Source organism: Arthrobacter sp. YAF17, from assembly GCF_052113365.1.
Taxonomy (GTDB): Bacteria; Actinomycetota; Actinomycetes; order Actinomycetales; family Micrococcaceae; genus Arthrobacter.
Genome location: NZ_JBFRDB010000015.1, coordinates 1 through 17274, shown reverse-complemented (window position 1 = coordinate 17274; position 17274 = coordinate 1). Strand labels below are relative to the sequence as shown.

The following is a 17274-nucleotide window of genomic DNA, read 5'->3' as shown; positions in this document are numbered from 1 at the left end:
CGCCCCACCCACCGAAATCCTTGGGCAAAAAGGAGCAACACCATGAACACCAACCCCACCCTCGAAATGCTCGACCCGGCCACCCTGACCGTCGACATCAACGTCCGCAAAGACGCGGCCCTGACCGCAGACTTCATCGCCAGCATCAAAGAACACGGCGTCATGGAACCCGTGATCGCCCACCGCAAAGACGACGGCACCGTGCACGTCCTGATGGGACAGCGCCGCACCCGCGCCGCCGTCGAAGCCGCCCGGCCCCAGATCCCGGTGATGATCATCGAATCCCCCGAGGAAGCAGGACGCATCGTGACCCAGGTCGTGGAGAACATCCAGCGCGCCGAGCTGACCGAAGCTGACGAAGCCGACGCCTACCACCAGCTGTCCCTGATCGGTGTCTCGGCCGCCGCGATCGCCAAGAAGACAGGCCGCACCAAGACCACCGTGGAAGGGGCGCTGAAAGCCAAGTCCTCGACCGCCGGAGCCGCCGCCCTGGGCAAGGGCTACACGATTGATGAAGCGCTCATCATGGCCGAATTTGAAGGGAGCCAGGAGGACACGGAGGAATTGGAGTCCGTGATCGCGGACGAACCCGACCAGCTCCTGCACGTCGCGCAGATACTCCGGGACCGCCGCGACCGCGCCGCCGCCCTCGCCACGCTCATCGAGGAACTGGAGGCGGAGGGCAAGACCATCGTGGAGGACGCCGGGCACTACGCCAACGAAGAGAACCTGTACGTCTCGGCCGCGAAGCGGGCCGACGGGGAACCGGCCACCGACGAGGACGCCAACGCCTACCTGATCAGCACCGACTACCGGGGCCAGCACAACGCCACCCCCGTCATCACCGGATGGAAGGACCTGGGCTTCACCCCGAAGTACGAACGCTACGACGGCGGCACCCAGGCCCAGAAAGGCCCGATGACCGAGGAACAGAAAGCAGAGCGGAAAACCCTGATCGCCAATAACCGCGAGATGGAAAGCGCTACGAAGGTCAGGCGTGAGTTCGTGAAGACCCTGCTGTCGCGGAAGACCGCGCCGAAGGGCTGGCAGTACTTCACCGTCCACGCCATCACCCATAACCCCGAAACCGCCAGCGGCTACGACGGCAAAGTCGCCACCGAAATGCTCGGAACCAAAACCGGGGAAGATACCGACCGGTGGGGCTGGAACCCGCTCCGGGACCACACCGCCAAAACCACCGCGCGCCCCGAGTTCTCCCTCATCGCCCTGATCTGCGCCGGGTACGAGAAGACCATCCAGAAAGACTCATGGCGTTCTGCCGAGAAGCGCCACTTCGACTACTTGAACCAGCTCACCCAATGGGGCTACACCGCCAGCGCCGTCGAAAAAATCATCCTCGACAAGCACACCGAAGAGGCCGAATAACTTGAAATGGGCCGGGCGGCTGACCCCAAAACAGCCGCCCGGCCCAACCATTTGCAGGGTACGGAACCTGCCGTACGCCGGGCGGTCCGCCGCCCAGGGCGAACCACAGCAGCCACTCACCGGCGCCGGACCGCCATTCACCGCGACCACCAAGCTAGTCAGTCTCCAGCCGCGCAACCAGGAACAACGAGGTAACCAGGTCGCGGCAGCACAACAACCGTTGAGCCAAGCTGAACCACAGATTTCCTTTGCCCAAGGAAAACCAGGCAAGGCCGGCGCTACAGTGCCGGCCTTGCTTTCGTTCCTAGCTCATGAACCGCAAGGTCTACGAATCGCCGGCAGGGACCTCTGCAGATGTCCCATCTTGCTTCTGGCTCAAGCGATATTTGTATCCCCCTTTGGTAGTGCCGGGAACCTGCTCGATGGCCCCTTGCTCGATCATGCGTCCCAGCGTTCGACGCATGCTTCGTTCACTCGGGGTGTTGGTGAGCTCGCGGGCTTCCTTGTTGGTGATCGTGGCATTCTTCTCGAGATAACGGAGCACTAACGTGGAAGGGCTGTCGAGCTGTTCGTGCTTGATGTAGACGATGACACCGTTCTCGGTTTCGGCGACTTTTGGGGGCGTCAAACGCACGGCTTGCATCGCCTCGAATGCGGTTTTGAGGCCCTCTCCCACGTTTTTGTTTGGGGCATCGGCGAACTTATGCAGCATGCGTTCGATGACTTCGTTCCTGGAGAATCGGGCCCCTGGAAGGTTCTTGGGGGTGACATGGCCAGCTAGGCGCCCTGGGCTTTCGACTTCCACCCTGTCGTCAAATATTCGTACGTGGATGTTGTCTGCGATGGAGTAGTCGCGGTGGATAACGGCATTAGTGATGATCTCGTGAAGGGTTTCGGGTGGATAGGAAATGTCCTGCAAATTGGTGCCCTTGACCTTCTCTATGAGTTCAGTGGTTTTGGACACCGTTCCCTGGATCTGCTTAATCGCAGGACCCTCGATGTTCCAGGTCTTGTTATCGACCAGGTCTTTACGGGCACCGACGGCGTCGCGAGACGCATAGCGATAGACCATCACTGAAGCCTTGGGGAGGACGATCTGCGGTTCATCAGCGAAGAGCACGACCGCCGACACGGTGGGTCGGTCGGCGACAATCATGAGCTGTTCGCGCAGCCAAGGCTCCGGTTCGCTAAAGGTAAGTGCATCCACAACGAATTCGGTTACCTGATACGAATCAGCAACCATGGAAACTGGCGCTTGAGTAGTTTTGGCCTCGTATGAGGTGATTCCTTTCTGAAGCTTCAGAGTCTCGATCTCTGCGTCCGATTCGACGCGCCTGACGCCGGCTGCGCCCCGGACATATATGGCGCCGGACGCGCTGCGGCAAATCTCGCGTGTCTTTGCAATCGTCAGACGAAGTAGATGCCCGGGGAAGCCGTCTGCGGTAAGGGTGTCGTACTTGAAAGCATCGGACTCGGGAAAAGCTCCCATCAACAGGTGCACGTGTGCGTTGGCGTCTTCAATGCGTTCAAAGCCATTCCAGCTGAAGGAGCCCTTATCTGTTGCCTCATCGATGCCGACGATTATCTCGCCACCCGAGGAGTTGCCAAAGGCCGAGACGTTCTTCTCGAGGCTTGAAGGTTTGATCTCTTTCGACTTGAAGTCCAAGTAGTGATCTTCAGACCGTTTCAGGAGTTGAGTAGCTTCCCGAGAGCTAATGGTGAGGTGCCGCACCCTAATTCCCCCTAATTGCGCTTTGGGCGCGTCGATGGTGTCGCAGTGTTAGTTGACCCTATACCGCGGTCGGAGGGTCGGTGGTAGGGCATGCCAGGGTTAGAACCCTTGCCCACGGGGATAGCGCCCGATCAAACGGACCCTCAAAAACGACCATTTCTGACTAGTCTGTGCGACTTGCCGAATCGGTGCCGTAAATGTGGACTTGTCCGATAGGTGGCGGCGATCTGTTTTCGCTCTGTGTCGCTAGTTCCCGATAACGAGGATGCTTGCTGCTGCTTCCACGACGTCGTCGGTGATGGTTTCGAGCTGGTTGATCTTGAGGACGCGGGTGATCTGGGGAAATAGCCGTTCGAGGAGACGGAAGTTGCCTCGGGTGATGCGCTCTACTGCGGCAATAGCCTGGGCGTCGGTGAAGTCATCCGGGTCGAGGGTACGGCCGAGCCGTTTCCAATGTCGGTCCAGAACAAAGAGGAGCTCGTCTCTGCCAAGGGCGCGGTATCGGTGGGAGAAGCCAAGACGGCTGTAAAGCTGGGGATAGTGCCGGAATCGTTGGTCTATGCCAGGCATGCCGATGAGGATCATCGGCAGATGGGTTCGGTCGTGGTTGTCGCGGAGGAGTTCAAGGGCTGTCGCGTTGAGGCGTTCGGCTTCGTCGATGATCAGCAGCTCCACTAACTCGGTGACTCTGTTCATTGAGCGTGGTGCGGCATCGAGTTTGTGCAGGTGTTCGTCGATGCACGAGCCGATTCTCACCTGGTATCGGTGTATGTCATCCATGAGGTTTTTAGGACGGCAGAGTACGTCTGGGGTGTAGAAGACTGCGCGGGAGCGGTTGGCGAGGGCGTAGTGCTTTTCGTCCTGGTCGCCGCGTGGTCCCCATTCGGTGATGTAGGGCTCCAGGTCATCCCAGTTGGCGTAGCGGCGTGCGGAGAGTGTTTTACCCACTCCGGCATCTCCGTGGCAGATCCCTATTGTTCGTTCTTTTCGGACTGCGTTGGCGAACTCGATGAAGCGTCGGTGTTCTTTGGTGACGATGAAGGTGGTATTCATCATTCGTCCTCTTCGTAGGTGCGAAGTCGGCGCCGGCGCCGTACTGGTTCGGCGGTGTGCGGTTCTTCACGGCTGGTGATTGTTGGAATGCGGTCGTTGATGGTGCGGCGCAGTTCTTTCCGGCGCGCTCTGCGTGCAGCCTCAATGTCCCGCAGACTCAGACGAAGGTTGGGGTGGTCTTCATCGACGGCGACGCAAACGAAGGTGTCGTGGTCGTAGACGCGGATTTCGGAGATGTCCCGGGGGTCGTAGCGGATGGTGACGGTTTGCCCCACGAAGGGCGCCAACGTGGGTGAGAGGTAGCGCTGGCCTTGAAAGTGGACGCCGTCGCGTTGCACGGTTCGGCTCTTTGGAACTGTCAGGAGAAGTCCGTCGAGGGCCTCCAGACTTTCGGGCATCCGGGGAAGCCAGCCGTCGGCGACCCAAGCATCCCGTGGTGAGACACCTATCTCGCTGTGGGGCCGGTCGTTGTAGGCGGCGACGAAGCCTCCGATGGCGCGATCCAGTCCGGGGAGATCCAGTGTGGGCTGTGGTTTTCTGTTCCCGGGCCCCAGATGTCCGGGGAGGGTGGGGAGAACTTCGGTGTTGATGGTCCCGAAGAACCGCTCGATTTTTCCCCGGCCCTGCGGCCGGGCGATGGTCGAGTGGATGATGCGGATGTGCAGCTCGATGGCAGTGCGTTCAAGGTGGTGGCTCGTGAAGTCGGAGCCGTGGTCCACGTGCAGGATCTCGGGCAGTCCGCACATTGCCCAGCTGGGATCACTCTTGCGCCAGATGGCCTGCCGGAGGGCGAGGGCCGTGTTGAGCGCTGAGGGCGCACCGGTGAAGACGGTGTAGCCGCAGAGTGCCCGGGAGTAATCGTCCATCACTGTCGTCAGCCAGGGCCGGTCAGGTTTGCCGTTGGCGCCGTTGATGAGGATGTCGAGTTGGGTGTGGTCCGCTTGCCAGATTTGGTTTGGGCGGTCGGCGCGGCGACGAAGGACAAGTTCATGCCGGTCCCGGTAGGATGCGGGACCTTCGAGAGCCAGGGTCACCAGGGCGGGGTCCAGTGCCTGGACGATCTTGCGGACGACGGAGTAACTCGGCGCCTGGGCGCCTCGTCTGCCCGATTCGGCCGCCGTAAGTCGGTGCAACGTTGCGATACTCGGGCGCGGTCGGGTCAGCGCGAGTCGCTCGATAAACCTAACCATTCCTGGGTCTATGCGCCGCGTGCCGGCATCGGCGCGTGGATGCAGGTCAAGAGCACTCCCGCCACCAGTTCGGTAGAGCCGGAGCCAGCGTTGAAGAGTGCGGGTGCTGATCCCGGTTTCACGAGCGAGGGCGGCAAGCGGGATCTGGTCCTCGACGTAGAGTCGAAGGACTTTCCAGCGCTCACCGCCGTTCAGGGAGACCTACATCCTGGTGCTCTCGCGGGTGGTGAGGGCTTGCTGGTGGCGGTAGAGCGTGGCACGACTCCAGCCAACGAGACGGGCCGCATCTTCCGCGGTCCGTCCCTTCGCACGGGCGTCCTGAGCGATCGCCAGCTTGTCCGCAATGACAATCGGATCCGTCAGTGGCCGGCCAAAGCGCGTTCCGTTCTGCCTGGCGGCGGCGATGCCGGCATTGACCCTCTCGACGATCAGCTCGCGCTCATATTCGGCCAAGGTGGCGAGCATGTTCAGCATCAGCCGGCCCGTGGAGGTCGCCGGGTCAATACCGTCTGAGATGGATCGGACCTGGACGCCGCGTTCGCGCAGCAGGTTCACGGTGTTCAGCACGTCGATCAATGACCGGCCCAACCGGTCAACCCGCCACACAACGACGGTGTCGCCCTCCTCGGCGTACTCGAGGAGCCTCTTCATCCCGGGCCGTTCGATCGCCGTCTTACTTCCCGAGGTCACGTCGGCGAAGACGTCGCGCTTTTGCACACCGACGGAGAGCAGAGCGTCGAGTTGCAGCTGGGCATCCTGGTTCGAAGTACTCACCCGTGTGTAGCCCAATTGCCTCATCAGGCCATTCTGACTCAAAAAGCCCACCACGGGCCTGCACTGAGACGATTTACGGTGAGACGTGTTTCCGAGACATCAGCCAGCCCGGTTTTCTCAGTCCGCCGCTGGCTCCTCCCGACGCCTCGAACAGTGTCTTGAAAAGCTTTTGTTTATCAAGACACCGCTTCGCGGTTGCCACGGCGGATCGGTACCTACTCGGCTTTATCGGAAGCTCGCCTGATAATTAGTGCCCACCACCGAGTTTGCCGCCCAGGCGTTCGCGCATGGTGGTGCTGGCGTCGTTGAGGCCGATGATCTTCACGTCTTTGCCGTGGTTGTGGTACTTCTCCGTGATGGCGTCCAAGGCCGCGATGGTGGAGGCGTCCCAGAGGTGTGAGGCGTGCATGTCGATGACTACTTGCTCCGGGTCCAGCGCGTATTCGAACTGGGTGTAGAGGTCGTTGGAGGAGGCAAAGAATAGTTCTCCGTTGACGACGTAGGTGGCCGTCTCATGGCCGTCGATGTTCTTGACGGTCCGTTCGACGGTGACGAAGTGGGCCACGCGCCGGGCGAATAGAACCATGGCCACCAGCACACCAACGCCGACGCCGATGGCGAGGTTGTGCGTCGCAACGGTGACGATGACGGTGGCGACCATGACCATGGTTTCGCTCTTGGGCATCATCTTCAGGGTGCGGGGGTGGATGCTGTGCCAGTCGAACGTCGCCCAGGAAACGAAGATCATCACCGCGACGAGGGCTGCCATCGGGATCACCGACACGACTCCGCCCAGGGCGACCACGAGGATGAGCAGGAAGACGCCAGCAAGGAAGGTGGAGATCCGGGTGCGGGCACCAGAGGCTTTGACGTTGATCATGGTCTGGCCGATCATCGCGCAGCCGCCCATGCCCCCGGTAAAGCCGGTGACGATGTTCGCCACGCCCTGACCCCACGCCTCGCGGGTCTTGTGCGAGCGGGTGTCCGTGACATCGTCCACGAGCTTGGCGGTCATCAGGGATTCCAACAGCCCGACGAACGCCATGGCAAGGGCGAAGGGGAAGATCACCTGCAGGGTTTCGATGTTGAACGGGACGTTCGGGATGAACAGCGACGGCAGGGATTCGGGTAGGTCGCCCTTGTCTCCCACGGTGGGGACGGCGACGGAGGCCAGGACCGTGATGAGGGTCAGGACGACGATCGCCACCAGCGGAGCAGGAACGACGTTCGTCAGCTTGGGCAGGCCGAACACGATGACCAGGGCCAGCGCCACCAGCGGGTAGACCAGCCACGGGACGCCGATCAGTTCGGGGACCTGGGACATGAAGATCAGGATGGCCAGGGCGTTGACGAAGCCCACCATCACCGACCTCGGAATAAAGCGCATCAGCTTCGCGACGCCGGACAGGCCCAGGATGATCTGGAAGATCCCGGCAAGGATCACGGCGGCGATGAAGTAGTCCACCCCGTGGGACTTCACCAGCGGAGCTATCACCAGGGCGATCGCACCCGTGGCCGCGGAAATCATGGCCGGACGGCCACCCACGAATGCGATGGTGACGGCCATGGTGAAGGAGGCGAACAAGCCAAGCCGCGGGTCGACGCCGGCGATGATCGAAAAGGCAATCGCTTCCGGAATCAGGGCCAGTGCGACGACGAGCCCGGCAAGGACTTCAGTCTTGAGCCGTCGCGGAGACTTCAGGGTTTCCCGAACCGATTGGAGTTGCTCGGGTGTGTAGGCCGGGGCTTCCCCGGCGGTTTTGACGGCCATTGCTGGCTCCGTTCATGGTCGGGAAGACACGAGGATGTCTTCGCTTTTTCGAAGAATGAGGGGGCGGGCGCTGCGCCGGCAGGAGGGGAATTACGCTTGGAGGTCTCACCACTCGCCAGAAACTCTACCCTAACGTGATGGTAGAGTTGAAAACCCGGATAAGGAACGGAGATCCCTGATGACGGTCAAAACCGGCAGCACGACCATGCACATCGGTGAACTGGCAGAACGGACGGGCCTGTCCCTGCGGACCATCCGCCACTACGACGAGGTCGGTTTGCTGCCTGCGACGGCGCGGACCGACGGCGGCTTCCGGGTCTATTCAGAAGATGACTTGGAACGCCTGACGGTGATCAAACAGATGAAACCGCTGGGTTTCTCCTTGGAGGAAATGGCAGACATCCTGACCATTCTTCGCGACGGACAGGGACAAGGATCTGCCCCGGGCAATTCCGAAAAGCTTTCTGAGTATCTGGAGAAGGCAACACATCAGCGGGCGAAGATGGCACGGAACCTCGCCCAGGCAGACGAATTCATCAAAAGGATCAGCGGCCACTAAACGCCTGAGTGCTTGCCGCGTTTGGTGGTCTTACTCCGGGGGAACGGGCGGGGCGGGAGTCAGAGCCTGACGTACGCCCAGCCCTGCCATTGACGCTCCGCTAAGTGCGCCACTGCTGCCGGAACAGTGCCGACGCCGGGGGCAAAATTTTCTGCCTCCAGTCCTACAGAGCGCATGCTGTTGCCACAGGCGAGAACTTCCACCTCCAGTTGCCGGGCGTGGCTGATGACCCCGCTGACCGGCGACTCTTCAGTAAGCAGACGGACGCCGGGGCCTTGGACCACTACTTCGATCGCCGCTCCGGACTTGAGGGCAGCACGGGCATTGGCTGCACTGCGCAGGATGCCGGTCAACGTGTCAGGCTCAAGGGGACCGGCTGCATGAATGAGCAGACCCGGACCGTTCGATGACCATGGCGCTATCGGGGCGTCCTCGTTCTCAGCCACTGCTTATCCCGTTTTTAGTTGACCAGGGCGGCCAGGGCCTTGCGCAGGCGGGTGCCGGCGTCGTCGGCGATCTCCTTGACGGCCGGTGCGGCGCTGAGCTGGACCATGGTCTGGGGGTCGATGGCTTCCACCGTGGTCGCGTCTGCGTCCTTGTTCCGGCGCACCACGACATTGCAAGGCAGCAGCGCGCCGATTTCGGGTTCGGCGGCGAGGGCGCGGCTGGCCAGGGCCGGGTTGCAGGCGCCGAGGATGACGTAATCGCCGACTGCGTCCGCAGCTTCGGCGCCAAGTTTGGCTTCGAAGGTGGCGCGGACGTTGATTTCCGTGAGGATTCCGAAGCCCTGGGCTGACAGGGCGTCCCGGGTGCGGTCCAGGGCTTCGGTCCACGGAAGAGCGACGGTTGTGGTGAGTGTGTACGTCATGGTTCTCCTTGGGTGGCTCGAAAGCAGGTTTGGTCAGGCGAGGGAGAGGAAGAGCTTTTCCAGGTCTTTCTTGTCCATCGTTGCGTCCTTCTGGACGATGCACTGCTCGAGGCCGGTGGCGATGATGGCAAACCCGGCCCGGTCCAGTGCCTTGGACACGGCCGCGAGCTGCGTGACGACGTCCTTGCAGTCCCGGCCTTCTTCCAGCATGCGGGTGACAGCGGACAGCTGGCCCTGGGCGCGCTTCAGGCGGTTGATGACAGGGGTCAGTTCAGAGGGATTGAGTTCCACGGATTTCTCCAAAGGTCGGGGGCTTACATCCATTTTATACCCCGTAGGGTGTTTTGACTACCCCCAGGGGTATCTGTAATACTCGGTGGGGTATCCACCCGACCCCTTCCGAGAGGCCAACCATGACTTCCCCTTCCACGGCACCGGCCGTTACCGCACTCGCCCCTGAAACCCTCCAGTCCTGGTTCACCGAGCACCAGGATCTCGTGGTGATCGATGTCCGCTCCGCCGCTGAGTTCGAGTCCCTGCATATCCGCGGCTCCTATAACGTGCCGCTGCCGCTGCTCTCCGAACACACGGACGAGCTTGCCGCCCGGCTGGGCAGCCGGGTGGTCCTGGTCTGCCAGTCCGGCGTGCGCGCCGAGCAGGCCCGCCAGCGCCTGGCCAAGGCCGGCATCGACACCGCCTATGTCCTGACCGGCGGGGCACCCGGCTTCGCCGCTGCCGGCGGTGACGTGGTCAAGGGCAAGGACCGCTGGGACCTGGAGCGGCAGGTCCGCCTTGTGGCCGGATCCCTTGTGGTCATTGGCCTGGCAGGCGGGAAGTTCGTCTCCCCGAAGATCCGGACGCTTGCCGGGGTCATCGGCACGGGCCTGACGTTCTCAGCGGCCACCAACACCTGCGCCATGGGCAAGGCCATCTCGGCCATGCCGTGGAACAAGGCCGCCCAGGAGCCCACCCGCGAAAGCGCCATCCTTGCCCTGCCCGTCAACACCGGGGTGAACGCCGAGGCCAAGGCATCATGACCCTCACCCTGCTCCTGGTTTTCGCCCTGTCGGTGGTCATCGGACTCTCGCTCGGCGTCTTGGGCGGCGGCGGGTCCATCCTGACCGTGCCGATCCTGGTTTACGTGGCCGGGTTCGAGGCCAAGGAAGCCATCGCAGCGTCCCTGTTCGTTGTCGGCGTCACCTCCGCGGTGAGCGTGTTCAGCCACGCCCGCGGGGGCAGGGTGAGGTGGCGGACCGGCCTGATCTTCGGCGCGGCCGGCATGGCCGGCGCGTTCGTCGGCGGCCTGCTCGGCGGGCACATCCCCGGCCAGATCCTGCTTATCGCCTTCGCCGTCATGATGGTGGCCACCTCCGTGGCCATGCTCCGCGGCCGGAAGAAAAAGAACGACGACGGCGCCGCGCCGGTCCAGCATGAACTGCCCCTCGGCAGGGTCCTGCTGGACGGGGCAGTCGTCGGACTCATCACCGGGCTGGTCGGCGCAGGCGGCGGATTCCTCGTGGTCCCGGCCCTGGCACTCCTGGGCGGCCTGCCCATGTCCGTCGCCGTGGGCACCTCCCTGGTGGTCATCGCCATGAAGTCCTTCGCCGGACTCGCCGGCTACCTCACCACCGTCCAGCTCGACTGGGGGATCACCCTCGGGGTAACGGCCGCAGCCATCGTTGGCAGCCTCATTGGGTCGAAGCTGGCCGGCCGGATCCCGGAAGCTGCCTTGCGCAAGGCTTTCGGCTGGTTTGTCCTGGTCATGGGAACCTTCGTCCTCATCCAGCAAGCCCCGGCCGACCTCCGGTGGTTCATCGCCGCAGGCGTAACAGCCATCACCGCAGCCACCGCCGGCATCTGCTGGTTCTTCATCAGCTCCTGCCCCCTGCGCAACCGCACCGGCCGCCGCAGCAACGTCCCCTCACCCGCCTGAACCCGCCACCACCAGCCAAGGAGAACACCATGGGCCTCATCAGCTCCCTGAAAAAAGCCTTCAGCAAGCCCTACACAACGGTCTCAGTAGCTGAGGCCAAGGACCTCCTGTCCTCAGGCGTCGTGCTGATCGACGTCCGCTCCGCTCAGGAATGGCGCTCCGGTCGGGCACCCCAGGCCAAGCACGTCCCGCTGGACCGGCTGCAGACCAGCACCGCAGGAATCAACAAGAACAAGCCCGTCATCGCCGTCTGCGCATCCGGCGTACGCTCCGCGTCAGCGGCCCGGCTCCTCGCCGCCCAGGGGTACCAGGTCTACTCCCTGCGCGGCGGCATGAGCGCCTGGCGCGCAGCCGGCGAACCCGTCCGCTAACAACCGCCCATTATTTTCGAAGGAGAAAACACCATGGCTGAAATTACTATCACCGAAGCCGAGCAGCGGCGCACCAGCGCCTGCATCCTCGACGTCCGCGAGGACTTCGAGGTCGCCGAAGGCATGATCCCCGGCGCCCTGCACATCCCAATGGGCCAGCTGCAGGCCCGCCTGTCCGAACTGGACCCCGCAGTCCCCGTCATCGCAGTCTGCCGCAGCGGCAACCGCAGCGCCGTCGTCGCCGATGCACTCAACGGCGTCGGCTACAAGGCAGACACCATGGCCGGCGGCATGACCGCCTGGACCCGCGCGGGCCTCCCCGCCGCCTAAGCCCCACCGCGCACCCACGCCGCAGGGCTACCAACCAACTTCGCCCGAAAGGACTCGACAGACCATGGCAACCATCGACATCACCCAGCAATCCTTCGCCCAGACCCTGGAGAGCAACGAGATCGTCTTCGTTGACTTCTGGGCAGCCTGGTGCGGCCCCTGCCGCCAGTTCGCACCCACCTACGGTGCCGCGGCAGAACGGCACCCGGACATCACCTTCGCCAAGGTGGACACCGAATCAGAACAGGCTCTCGCCGCAGCAGCGAACATCACCTCCATCCCCACCCTGATGGCCTTCAAGGACAAGACCCTCGTCTTCTCCCAGCCCGGAGCCCTCAACGCCACCGGCCTCGAAGAGGTCATCCAGGCCGTCAAGAACGTTGACATGAATGAACTCCGAGCCCAGGCCGGACACCAGATCGCCTGATGTGATGCCAGAGGGCCAGGGGTACCGCACGGTAACGGCAGGCGAATTCGCCACGGTCTGGCCCCGCGCCACGCTGGTGGACGTGCGGAGCCAGGAAGAGCATGCGACCGCACACGTCCCCGGGAGCCTGAACATCCCCCTGGACGAATTGCCCTCCCGGCTTGCCGACCTGCCCGGCGGCACGCTTTACCTCATGTGCGGGTCAGGAAAACGCAGCAGCCAGGCCGCGCGGATCCTTACCGGTCGCGGATACCAGACGGTCAACGTGGCCGGCGGGATCACCGAGTGGTACCTGGCAGGCCACCCCGTCATCTATCAACAAGCCCCGGACAACCCGTCCCGGCAACAGCCGGGACACGCCCCGGCAGGCCTGCACAGGCTCCTGCACAAGCTGTTCCGCACGAAATCTACCTAGCCGCAGACCGCTTGCGAGATACCCCCCGGGGTATCTATACTCGATTCAGAACAAACCTCCAAACCCCTTTCAACCGAAGGAGATCACTACATGCTTATCGAGCGCATTTACGATGAAGACCTCGCCCAGGCGAGCTACCTGATCGGCTGCCAGGCCAACGGCACCGCCGTTGTTGTCGACGGCCGCCGCGACATCGCCGTCTACCAGGAACTGGCCGAGAAGAACGGCATGAAGATCATCGCCGTGACCGAAACCCACATCCACGCCGACTACCTCTCCGGCACCCGCGAACTGGCTGCCGCCACCGGTGCGAAGATCTACGTCTCCGGCGAAGGCGGACCGGACTGGCAGTACGAATTCGACGGCGAACGCCTCTACGATGGCGACAAGATCACCATCGGCAACATCAGCATCCAAGCCGTCCACACCCCGGGCCACACCCCCGAGCACCTGTCCTTCCTGGTCACTGACGGTGCGTTCAGCGACCAGCCCGGCTACCTGCTCTCGGGCGACTTCGTCTTCTCCGGTGACCTGGGCCGGCCGGACCTGCTGGATGAGGCAGCCGGCGGCATCGACACCCGCTTCGAGGGAGCCAAGCAGCTCTTCGCCAGCCTGCGGGATAAGTTCCTGACCCTGCCGGACTACGTGCAGGTCCACCCCGCGCACGGCGCCGGCAGCGCCTGTGGCAAGGCATTGGGTGCGATCCCGTCCTCCACGGTCGGCTACGAGCGGCTCTATTCTTGGTGGGGTCCCTATCTCGCCGCGAACGACGAGGCCGGCTTCATCGCCGAACTCCTCGACGGACAGCCCGACGCGCACGCCTACTTCGGGCGGATGAAGCGGGAAAACCGTGAAGGCCCGGCCATCATGGGCGAACGCACCCCGCTGCCCGAGATCGCAACCGCCACCGTGGCTGCGGGCCTGGAAGCGGACACCCTGACCTTCATAGACACCCGCCCCAACGCCAAGGTCCACGAAGGCACCGTGGCCCGTGCCCTTAACATCCCTGCCGGCAAGTCAGTGGCCAGCTTCGGCGCCTGGGTCGTGAACCCGGAAACCGACCAGAACCCCCTGGTGCTGCTGGCCGACGGCCAGAAGCAGGCCCAGGAGATGTGGGACCACCTGGTCCGGGTCGGCATCGACAACGTCGCCGGGTACGTCACCAGCCTTGAAGGGCTCCCTATGTCCACCCCGAAGCTGATCCAGCCCGAAGAGCTCGAGGGCTTTGAGGCGGCCATGGTGCTGGATGTGCGCAACAAGACCGAGCACACTGCCGGGCACATCCCCGGCTCCTACCAGCTCTCCGGCGGCCGGGCCATGTGGCACCTCGATGAACTCCCGGCCGAGGGCACCATCGTCACCTACTGCCAGTCCGGTGTCCGGAACTCGGTGGCGGCCAGCGCCCTGCGCCGCGCCGGGTACGACGTCGTCGAACTCGACGGCAGCTACGCCGCCTGGGACGCCTTCCAGCAGACCCGACAGAACGCCGTCTCAGCAAAGTAGCCGCTAAGACCGCCCGGGCAGGACCCCCCTCCTGCCCGGGCGCGCCCGGACGCGTTCCCCCACGTGTCCGGGCACCTTTTATGTCCCCGGCACGAAAGCGAGCATCCCGGAATGGCCAGAACAAAGGCGGGAAGCACCCTGGACTCCACCGGCGTCGCTCTGGGCCTGCGACAGAACCTGGCCCTTGGCCACCGGCACGTCAGCCCCGTTGACTCCGCACGAACGCACGACTGTCAGCGGTCAGCAGGCAGCCACGACATATAGCGACAACAGAACGCCGCCAAGCACCGCCAAAACCCACAGTGCCGTAAATCTTCAATCGGGGACGCTATTTTTGGTCAGAACCCGTTCCCGGTATCAAAGACAGTCGGAATGCGGACTAGAGGGTTTTTGACGTGTTTACGAGCGTGAGATGCCTGATCATGGAAAGGCGACCTCGTGAGCCGGAATATCATTGGCTATGCGCGCGTCAGCACGCGCGGGCAGTCCTTGGACGCACAAGTCGATGCGCTCGTGGGCGCCGGCGCCATCAAGGTCTTCATGGAGCATGCCTCGGGAGCAACGCAGGCACGAGCACGATGGCAGGACTGCCTGGAACACCTGCAACCTGGCAACGTCCTAGTGGTCAGCGATCTAACCAGGCTCGGGCGCAGCACAGCTGATCTGTCCGATATCGTCACCGTCCTCGGGCGACGGGGGATAGGCTTTCGGTCTCTTGCCGAGCCCTGGCTGGACACTACAAGCGCGCATGGGAAGTTGATCTTCGACATGTTTGCGTCACTCGCCGAGTATGAACGCTCGCGGCTGTCCGAACGCACCAAGGCCGGGCTAGCGGCAGCAAGAGCCAGAGGCCGGCTAGGCTGACGTCCGCCAGCCATGACACCGGCGAAACTCGAGACCGCGAGGGACCTGCGCCGCCGGGGCAAAAAACTGACGGAGATCGCAGAGACGCTCAGCGTGAGCATGTCGACCCTGACCCGGGCACTTGGCCCGAGGACAGGCAAGCCAGAGCAGGACAACTCATGACCAGCAAGAAAGTGCGGCCAAAAGCTGCTTCTATCACGGTGAAAATTCCCGAATGGATGATGGGAGGAGATCCGGCGGCGATCGCCGGAATTTGCGAGTGGTTAGTCGAACCCACGGCAGAACCTAATGTCTGGACTATCGGGAGCATGGAGGGACGGCACGGCACGAACGGGAACTTGTTCAAGATGTTCAAGCTGGCGGACACCTCGAACTCCGATTCTGAGGATGCATACTCCAGGCTTAGGGGGCTGAAGCGGCATGACGGAGTCATTGAGCACGAAATTTGGAAGTCAGCACGCGCAGCACACGCCGGGCTCGCAAAGAACTACCCCGAAGAAGCAAGTGCCCTCCTGATGAGCATGACGATGCTGGTTTCCGCCGCTCCAACTGCTGAAGCGGCGGCCGGCATGCTTCGGCAGACCTTCAACGAATTCCTTCGCCCGGCAGTAGATGATCCCTCGGCCTACTTAATAGAAATCAAAGACGTGGTCGGCTACCGATTCTCAGTAATCCGGTCCCTGTTGACCGCAGGGGGGCATGAGCTCCATGAGGCCTTTAGGACCGAGGGCGGGTTCGCACCCTCGTCAAAAGGATTGTTCTCAGATTCCACACTGGGCTTCGGCGCCTACCTCTCCTGTATGTGCGCGAGCCTTAGTCCTGCGCTGTGGGCATACCCCATTCCTCGGCCCGGCGGCGTCATTCTGCTGTTCTTTGGAAGTGCCATCTCAGGGCAGGAACCGCTGGCTAGAGACAAGATCCAACTACTAGGACCCCTGCACAACGCATTGGAGGATGAGATCGCGCCCGCGGACATCAGTGCTAAGACCTTTATCCGCGCAGCTCACTGGTGGATTAACCAGCTCAGTACGCTTTTCTCAATCGTCACAGAACCGTCCAATTATGAGGACTCTCAGGGACAGTTCGAGCCCGCCGCGGCAACAGAGCGGTTGCTCAGCGTTGAACAGATGTTCCGCGACTGCCAGTCCATTTTGACGATCACCAGAGACGACCACGCACGGCGTGCCCTTACTTTTAACCTGCTTAAGCGTCTTGAGGGGATGATTCCTGGCTACAAATGGAAGGACCTCGTGGGAAGGTCAAGCATTGAGAAGATTCTGGAGGGGCTACGGTCGGATCTGCCGGACGATGCCCAAACTGTGTTCATGGCCCGGGCGGAGCGGAGTCTGAGAGTGATCACTGCACTCGAGGATGGTTTTTTTGAAGTGACACCTGAACATGGTGGGACCATTCAGCTGCCGGACCAGCAAGGAAAGCTCGTTTCGGTGGAACGAAAGACGGCAGTTACGGAATGGCTGGCAATCGTACGCAACAGTCTGCACGGATTCGACAAGACCCCCACTCAACGAGATCGCGCCCTACTCGCTGCACATGATGGGCGCATCCCCGGGGAGTTTTCCGATCTGGCTTGGCTGCACCTTTTGGATATCCTCGCTCACCCGGAAAAACTTGCGCGGTACGATTTCTTGCGCAGGCGGAAGCAAGGAGCGCAGAGCGCCAAAGCGGGGCACTAGAGGGCATCGATTTAGGCGGAGAATCGCGCGGTGATGCGTGCGTGTCGGACTTCATTGTTCGTGCGACGATGCGCGTGAAGTGAAACGCTTGGAAAGCAATCGCGACCAAGGCAGGAAATGGAAGCCGGTTCCGGCCGGATCTCTCCGCCGAGGACAGCGCACCAGGGACGAGCTGCAACACGGGAACGAGGTGGATTGAGAATGCCGAAACGGACAGAACAGGTGACCGAGGAACCTGCGCCCACGACGGTACCGGGGTTCCCCAGGATGCTGACCCTGGAACAAGTTCAGGAGGTCCTGAACGTTAAAAGTGCACTGGTCTATTCGCTCGTTCGCAGCGGCGAGCTGCCCGCCGGGCAGTTCGGTGGACGGGGTGTGTGGAGGGTGCGGGAAAGTGACCTCGC

The 17274-nt window shown here is 62.5% G+C and carries 19 protein-coding genes and 1 pseudogene; 12 read left to right on the top strand and 8 right to left on the bottom strand.

Going from position 1 to position 17274, the window contains the following annotated elements; translation table 11 throughout:
- The first annotated feature begins 42 nt into the window (after nucleotides 1-42).
- A complete protein-coding gene (locus AB4Y67_RS13475; protein WP_441406283.1) occupies nucleotides 43-1386 on the top strand; it encodes a ParB/RepB/Spo0J family partition protein in 1344 nt (447 codons plus the stop codon).
- Between the two features lie 325 nt (nucleotides 1387-1711).
- Here AB4Y67_RS13475 and AB4Y67_RS13470 read toward each other — a convergent pair whose 3' ends face one another.
- The 5 genes from AB4Y67_RS13470 to AB4Y67_RS13450 form a co-directional block, all read right to left on the bottom strand.
- A complete protein-coding gene (locus AB4Y67_RS13470; protein ID WP_441406282.1) occupies nucleotides 1712-3052 on the bottom strand; it encodes an ATP-binding protein in 1341 nt (446 codons plus the stop codon).
- A 312-nt stretch (nucleotides 3053-3364) separates the two neighbouring features.
- The gene (locus tag AB4Y67_RS13465) at nucleotides 3365-4171 is read right to left on the bottom strand and encodes an AAA family ATPase (RefSeq protein WP_441406343.1); all 807 of its coding nucleotides are present in this window, start codon (nucleotides 4169-4171) and stop codon (nucleotides 3365-3367) included.
- On the bottom strand, nucleotides 4171-5556 hold the full coding sequence (locus AB4Y67_RS13460; RefSeq protein ID WP_441406342.1) for a Mu transposase C-terminal domain-containing protein: 1386 nt from the start codon (nucleotides 5554-5556) through the stop codon (nucleotides 4171-4173). Before AB4Y67_RS13460 ends, AB4Y67_RS13465 begins: the two co-directional genes overlap by 1 nt.
- A 6-nt stretch (nucleotides 5557-5562) precedes the next feature.
- Nucleotides 5563-6159: a recombinase family protein gene (locus AB4Y67_RS13455; protein ID WP_441406281.1), complete on the bottom strand. Its 597-nt coding sequence runs from the start codon at nucleotides 6157-6159 to the stop codon at nucleotides 5563-5565.
- Between the two features lie 223 nt (nucleotides 6160-6382).
- The gene (locus tag AB4Y67_RS13450; protein WP_441406280.1) at nucleotides 6383-7906 is read right to left on the bottom strand and encodes a SulP family inorganic anion transporter; all 1524 of its coding nucleotides are present in this window, start codon (nucleotides 7904-7906) and stop codon (nucleotides 6383-6385) included.
- 178 nt (nucleotides 7907-8084) lie between these two features.
- On the opposite strand from AB4Y67_RS13450, the gene AB4Y67_RS13445 reads away from it, so the two are divergent.
- Complete coding sequence (locus tag AB4Y67_RS13445) at nucleotides 8085-8465, top strand: MerR family transcriptional regulator (protein ID WP_441406279.1); 381 nt, start codon at nucleotides 8085-8087, stop codon at nucleotides 8463-8465.
- A gap of 59 nt (nucleotides 8466-8524) precedes the next feature.
- Here the strand turns inward: AB4Y67_RS13445 and AB4Y67_RS13440 are convergent, their stop codons facing one another.
- The 3 genes from AB4Y67_RS13440 to AB4Y67_RS13430 are packed head-to-tail and all read right to left on the bottom strand — an operon-like array spanning nucleotide 8525 to nucleotide 9624.
- Entirely contained in the window at nucleotides 8525-8911 is a 387-nt protein-coding gene (locus AB4Y67_RS13440) for a DsrE family protein (RefSeq protein ID WP_441406278.1), read from the bottom strand.
- A 14-nt stretch (nucleotides 8912-8925) separates the two neighbouring features.
- Nucleotides 8926-9333 carry a DUF302 domain-containing protein gene (locus AB4Y67_RS13435; RefSeq protein ID WP_441406277.1) on the bottom strand — a complete coding sequence of 136 codons (408 nt, stop codon included), beginning with the start codon at nucleotides 9331-9333 and terminating at the stop codon, nucleotides 8926-8928.
- Between the two features lie 33 nt (nucleotides 9334-9366).
- On the bottom strand, nucleotides 9367-9624 hold the full coding sequence (locus AB4Y67_RS13430; RefSeq protein WP_014920545.1) for a metal-sensitive transcriptional regulator: 258 nt from the start codon (nucleotides 9622-9624) through the stop codon (nucleotides 9367-9369).
- 122 nt (nucleotides 9625-9746) lie between these two features.
- Between AB4Y67_RS13430 and AB4Y67_RS13425 the strand changes: the two genes are divergently transcribed.
- The 10 genes and pseudogenes from AB4Y67_RS13425 to AB4Y67_RS13380 all read left to right on the top strand — a co-directional run.
- Nucleotides 9747-10370, top strand: a complete 624-nt coding sequence (locus tag AB4Y67_RS13425; RefSeq protein ID WP_441406276.1) for a rhodanese-like domain-containing protein — start codon at nucleotides 9747-9749, stop codon at nucleotides 10368-10370.
- Entirely contained in the window at nucleotides 10367-11266 is a 900-nt protein-coding gene (locus tag AB4Y67_RS13420) for a sulfite exporter TauE/SafE family protein (protein ID WP_441406275.1), read from the top strand. Before AB4Y67_RS13425 ends, AB4Y67_RS13420 begins: the two co-directional genes overlap by 4 nt.
- A gap of 29 nt (nucleotides 11267-11295) precedes the next feature.
- Nucleotides 11296-11637, top strand: a complete 342-nt coding sequence (locus AB4Y67_RS13415) for a rhodanese-like domain-containing protein (protein ID WP_441406274.1) — start codon at nucleotides 11296-11298, stop codon at nucleotides 11635-11637.
- Between the two features lie 33 nt (nucleotides 11638-11670).
- Nucleotides 11671-11967 (top strand): rhodanese-like domain-containing protein, encoded by a 297-nt coding sequence (locus tag AB4Y67_RS13410; protein ID WP_441406273.1) that lies wholly within the window; start codon nucleotides 11671-11673, stop codon nucleotides 11965-11967.
- Nucleotides 11968-12031: 64 nt separating this feature from the next.
- On the top strand, nucleotides 12032-12394 hold the full coding sequence (locus AB4Y67_RS13405) for a thioredoxin family protein (protein WP_441406272.1): 363 nt from the start codon (nucleotides 12032-12034) through the stop codon (nucleotides 12392-12394).
- A gap of 4 nt (nucleotides 12395-12398) precedes the next feature.
- A complete protein-coding gene (locus AB4Y67_RS13400) occupies nucleotides 12399-12809 on the top strand; it encodes a rhodanese-like domain-containing protein (protein ID WP_441406271.1) in 411 nt (136 codons plus the stop codon).
- A 90-nt stretch (nucleotides 12810-12899) separates the two neighbouring features.
- Nucleotides 12900-14312, top strand: coding sequence for an MBL fold metallo-hydrolase (locus tag AB4Y67_RS13395; RefSeq protein ID WP_441406270.1), 1413 nt, complete (start codon nucleotides 12900-12902; stop codon nucleotides 14310-14312).
- Nucleotides 14313-14750: 438 nt separating this feature from the next.
- Nucleotides 14751-15338 (top strand): annotated as a pseudogene (locus tag AB4Y67_RS13390) (recombinase family protein).
- Nucleotides 15335-16870, top strand: coding sequence for a hypothetical protein (locus AB4Y67_RS13385; protein WP_441406269.1), 1536 nt, complete (start codon nucleotides 15335-15337; stop codon nucleotides 16868-16870). Before AB4Y67_RS13390 ends, AB4Y67_RS13385 begins: the two are co-directional and overlap by 4 nt.
- 201 nt (nucleotides 16871-17071) lie before the next feature.
- Nucleotides 17072-17274 (top strand): helix-turn-helix domain-containing protein (locus AB4Y67_RS13380; RefSeq protein ID WP_441406268.1); only part of this gene is annotated, 203 nt, incomplete at its 3' end.

Excerpts from the sequence above, each read along its gene's own strand:
- AB4Y67_RS13475 (WP_441406283.1), top strand. The coding sequence starts at position 43 with ATGAACACCAACCCCACCCTCGAAATGCTCGACCCGGCCACCCTGACC.
- AB4Y67_RS13425 (WP_441406276.1), top strand. The coding sequence starts at position 9,747 with ATGACTTCCCCTTCCACGGCACCGGCCGTTACCGCACTCGCCCCTGAA.
- AB4Y67_RS13415 (WP_441406274.1), top strand. The coding sequence starts at position 11,296 with ATGGGCCTCATCAGCTCCCTGAAAAAAGCCTTCAGCAAGCCCTACACA.
- AB4Y67_RS13385 (WP_441406269.1), top strand. The coding sequence starts at position 15,335 with ATGACCAGCAAGAAAGTGCGGCCAAAAGCTGCTTCTATCACGGTGAAA.
- AB4Y67_RS13400 (WP_441406271.1), top strand. The coding sequence starts at position 12,399 with ATGCCAGAGGGCCAGGGGTACCGCACGGTAACGGCAGGCGAATTCGCC.
- AB4Y67_RS13410 (WP_441406273.1), top strand. The coding sequence starts at position 11,671 with ATGGCTGAAATTACTATCACCGAAGCCGAGCAGCGGCGCACCAGCGCC.
- AB4Y67_RS13465 (WP_441406343.1), bottom strand. The coding sequence starts at position 4,171 with ATGAATACCACCTTCATCGTCACCAAAGAACACCGACGCTTCATCGAG.
- AB4Y67_RS13420 (WP_441406275.1), top strand. The coding sequence starts at position 10,367 with ATGACCCTCACCCTGCTCCTGGTTTTCGCCCTGTCGGTGGTCATCGGA.
- AB4Y67_RS13435 (WP_441406277.1), bottom strand. The coding sequence starts at position 9,333 with ATGACGTACACACTCACCACAACCGTCGCTCTTCCGTGGACCGAAGCC.
- AB4Y67_RS13455 (WP_441406281.1), bottom strand. The coding sequence starts at position 6,159 with ATGAGGCAATTGGGCTACACACGGGTGAGTACTTCGAACCAGGATGCC.
- AB4Y67_RS13445 (WP_441406279.1), top strand. The coding sequence starts at position 8,085 with ATGACGGTCAAAACCGGCAGCACGACCATGCACATCGGTGAACTGGCA.
- AB4Y67_RS13450 (WP_441406280.1), bottom strand. The coding sequence starts at position 7,906 with ATGGCCGTCAAAACCGCCGGGGAAGCCCCGGCCTACACACCCGAGCAA.
- AB4Y67_RS13405 (WP_441406272.1), top strand. The coding sequence starts at position 12,032 with ATGGCAACCATCGACATCACCCAGCAATCCTTCGCCCAGACCCTGGAG.
- AB4Y67_RS13395 (WP_441406270.1), top strand. The coding sequence starts at position 12,900 with ATGCTTATCGAGCGCATTTACGATGAAGACCTCGCCCAGGCGAGCTAC.